At 62.7% G+C, this 3,348-nt stretch carries 4 protein-coding genes and 1 pseudogene; all 5 read right to left on the bottom strand.

The window, feature by feature from the left end; genetic code table 11:
- Positions 1–386: cytosine permease (locus ACOJTD_RS19285; RefSeq protein ID WP_420134479.1), on the bottom strand; the 386-nt coding region annotated here is incomplete at its 3' end.
- Positions 387–548: 162 nt separating this feature from the next.
- Positions 549–1,586 carry an aliphatic amidase gene (locus tag ACOJTD_RS19280; protein WP_420134478.1) on the bottom strand — a complete coding sequence of 346 codons (1,038 nt, stop codon included), beginning with the start codon at positions 1,584–1,586 and terminating at the stop codon, positions 549–551.
- 73 nt (positions 1,587–1,659) lie between these two features.
- The gene (gene urtE, locus ACOJTD_RS19275) at positions 1,660–2,355 is read right to left on the bottom strand and encodes an urea ABC transporter ATP-binding subunit UrtE (protein WP_420134477.1); all 696 of its coding nucleotides are present in this window, start codon (positions 2,353–2,355) and stop codon (positions 1,660–1,662) included.
- Positions 2,355–3,104, bottom strand: a complete 750-nt coding sequence (gene urtD / locus ACOJTD_RS19270; protein WP_420134476.1) for an urea ABC transporter ATP-binding protein UrtD — start codon at positions 3,102–3,104, stop codon at positions 2,355–2,357. The genes urtE and urtD overlap by 1 nt, the downstream gene beginning before the upstream one ends.
- A 4-nt stretch (positions 3,105–3,108) precedes the next feature.
- A pseudogene (locus ACOJTD_RS19265) lies at positions 3,109–3,348 on the bottom strand (urea ABC transporter permease subunit UrtC); the annotation flags it as partial.

The following is a 3,348-nucleotide window of genomic DNA, read 5'->3' as shown; positions in this document are numbered from 1 at the left end:
GTCTGCACCGCGTACCAACCGAGCAACAGGGTCGACAACAGGCCGGACGCGAGCACATAGCCTTTGCGGCCGAACACCTGACTTGCGATCAGACCAAAGTTCATGCCGGTTCGCGCGCCGAGATGACCGAGCAGACCGACGTAGCCGAGCATGATGAGATTTCCCAGGATCATGGCGATCAGCGCACGGCTGAAGCCCATCCCGAGAACGAGGATCGAACCGGTCATCGCACCGGTGATGATCATCGGAAACCCGATCCACACCATGGTCACCGAGAACGCGCTGCGACGCGCCGCCGTCGGCACCGGTGCGTGCTCGTATTCTTCGCCCAACAGATGGTCGACCTTTTCCTCGGTCACCTTGAGTTCATCGACAGTAGAATTCATATCGTGGCCTCTCGTTCTTGACGCTTCTGGCGGTCCCAGTGCGTTTCTGTAGATCCGATCAGACTCTCCGATGCGATCCCGGTCATCGCGAACGGTCTCAGTTGCTGGTCTCATTGCAAGCGAAGGACGCCGGGCCACTTTCGCAGCCCGGCGTCGGTATCGTCAGCGATGCACGGTCTTCTTGTTCGGAATGCCGTCGATCGGACATTCCTCGACGCCGATGGTGTCGCGCGTGAACGACTCCACCATCTCGCGGGTGCCTTCGGGATCGGCGATCCACTTGGCGTAGAAGTCGTACGGACAGGCCGCCACGCCCTTGTCGCCGTCGCCGGAATTGATGATGCCGGTGTAGCCGCGGTGCACCAGCTTGAACAGGTGGTTGTTGGACTGGCCGGTCTTGCGCGCGTCGCGGATCAGCGACTTGGACAGCTGCGCATACTGGATGCCGTACTCCTCCTCGCCGCATTCGCCGAGCGTGCGGCCGTCGAAGCCGACGATCGCCGAATGGCCGAAATAGGAGTACACGCCGTCGAAACCGGCGGCGTTCGCCACCGCGACGTAAACGTTGTTGGCCCAGGCCATCGCCTTGGCCATGATCACCTGTTGATCCTTGGCCGGATACATGTAGCCCTGGCAGCGGACGATCAGCTCGGCGCCCTTCATGGCGCAGTCGCGCCAGATCTCCGGGTAGTTGCCGTCGTCGCAGATGATCAGCGACACCTTGAGGCCCTTGGGGCCTTCGGAGACGTAAGTGCAGTTGCCCGGATACCAGCCCTCGATCGGCACCCACGGCATGATCTTGCGATACTTCTGAACGATCTCGCCCTTGTCGTTCATCAGGATCAGCGTGTTGTAGGGCGCCTTGTTGGGATGCTCCTCGTGGCGCTCGCCGGTCAGCGAGAACACGCCCCACACCTTGGCTTTGCGGCAGGCCTCGGCGAAGATTTCGGTCTCGTCACCCGGCACCGTCGAGGCGGCTTCGTACATCTCCTTGGAGTCGTACATGATGCCGTGGGTCGAATATTCCGGAAAGATCACCAGATCCATGCCCGGCAGGCCGACCTTCATGCCGACGATCATGTCGGCGATCTTCTTGGCGTTGGCCAGCACCTCGGCCTTCGTGTGCAGCCGGGGCATCTTGTAGTTTACGACGGCGACGCCGACCGTATCGTTGCTGGACGAGATATCACCATGATGCATGTCGCACTCCCTTGATGAGCAATGTTGTCGAGCAGATGCCGGCGCGTCGTTGGGCCGGGTGACTTCGTGGCGATCACACCGCCATGTGGCGATGGACCATCTCGTCCGAGAGCCGATCGATCTCGCCGAATTCGACGACGCGGCCCTTCTCCATCATGGCGAAGCGCTGCGCGGCACGGCGCACGAACGGAATGTTCTGCTCGACCAGCAACACCGTGAGGCCCAGCTCGCGATTGAGCTTGACGATGATCGCTTCGATTTCCTGCACGATCGACGGCTGAATGCCTTCGTTCGGCTCGTCGAGCAGGATGATCTTCGGATCGGCCGCGAGCGCGCGGGCGATCGCGAGTTGCTGCTGCTGACCACCGGACAGCACACCGCCATTGCGGTCGAGGTTCTGCATCAGATAGGGAAACAGCTCGGCGACCAGCGGCGGGATTTCGCGCTTGCCGTCGGTGCGCGCGAACGCGCCCATCAGGATGTTGTCGCGGATGGTGAAGTCCGGAATGATCTCACGGCCCTGCGGCACGTAAGCGATGCCCGCGCGGGCCCGGCGGAAGGTCGGCAGCGCGACGAGATCGTCGTCCTCGAGCCGGATCTGCCCCTCGCTCCGATCGGTCAGTCCCATCAGCGTCTTCAGCAGCGTGGTCTTGCCGGTACCGTTGCGGCCGAGGATCGCGGTGATCTCGCCGGTCGGAATTTCGAGACTCACATTGTGCAGGATGTGGCTGCGATCGTAGAAACTGTTGACGTTGGTGAAGGTCAGCATCAAGCGATCCCCTGCGCGCCGAGATAGGCTTCCTTGACCCGCGGATCGTTCTCGATTTCGCTGACGCTGCCTTCGGCCAGCACCTGGCCGAGATGCAGCACGGTGATGCGCTCGGCGATCTCCCGGACGAACGCCATGTCGTGCTCGACCACGATGATGGTGTGACGGCCTTTGAGGTTGTTGACGATCTGCGAGGTCTTGTGCGTCTCCGCCTGGGTCATGCCGGCCGTCGGCTCGTCGAGCAGGATCACCTTCGGGTCCTGGATGATCAGCAGGCCGAGTTCGAGCCACTGCGTCTGGCCGTGGCTGAGATAAGCCGCGGTGCGCTCGGCTTCCTCGGTCAGCCCGATCAGATCCAGCACCTCGGACACGCGGCGCCGGGTCTCGGCCCTGAAACCGAAGCGGAGGTTGGCCAGCACGCCGGGGTTCTTGCAGCTCGCAACTTCGAGGTTGCGGCGGACGCTGAGCTCCTTGAACACGCTGGGGATCTGGAACTTTCGCCCGATGCCGGCGCGCGCGATCTTGTGCTCGGGCCAGTTGGTGATCTCGGTATCGTCGATGAAGACGCGCCCGCTGGTGCTCTGCGTCTTGCCGGAGATCAGATCCATCAGCGTTGTCTTGCCGGCGCCGTTGGCGCCGAGCACGACCCGCAGTTCGCCTTCTCCGATTGTTAGCGAAACGTTGTTGACCGCCTTGAAGCCTTCGAAGTCGACGCCGAGGCCGTCGATGGTGAGTGCGACACGATCCATCCGCCTACTCCGCAAGCTGCGAGACGCCGGCGGCGTCGATCTGGCGGGACGGAGCCTTCGGCTTGCGACGCAGCACCCGGTCGATCAGGTCGTGCGCCAGGCCGGCGAGGCCGTGCGGCAGATACAGAACGACCAGCACGAAGATCAGGCCGATGATCGCCTTCCAGGCCTCGGCGAAGCCTTCGGTTTCGCTGACGGTCGCCGAGATGGTGTTGATCAGGATGGCGCCGATGCACGCGCCGAG

This window comes from Rhodopseudomonas sp., from assembly GCF_048594845.1.
In the GTDB taxonomy this organism is placed as follows: Bacteria; Pseudomonadota; Alphaproteobacteria; order Rhizobiales; family Xanthobacteraceae; genus Rhodopseudomonas.
The sequence above is the reverse complement of the archived record's forward strand: the minus strand, read 5'-3'. Positions and strand labels throughout refer to the sequence as shown.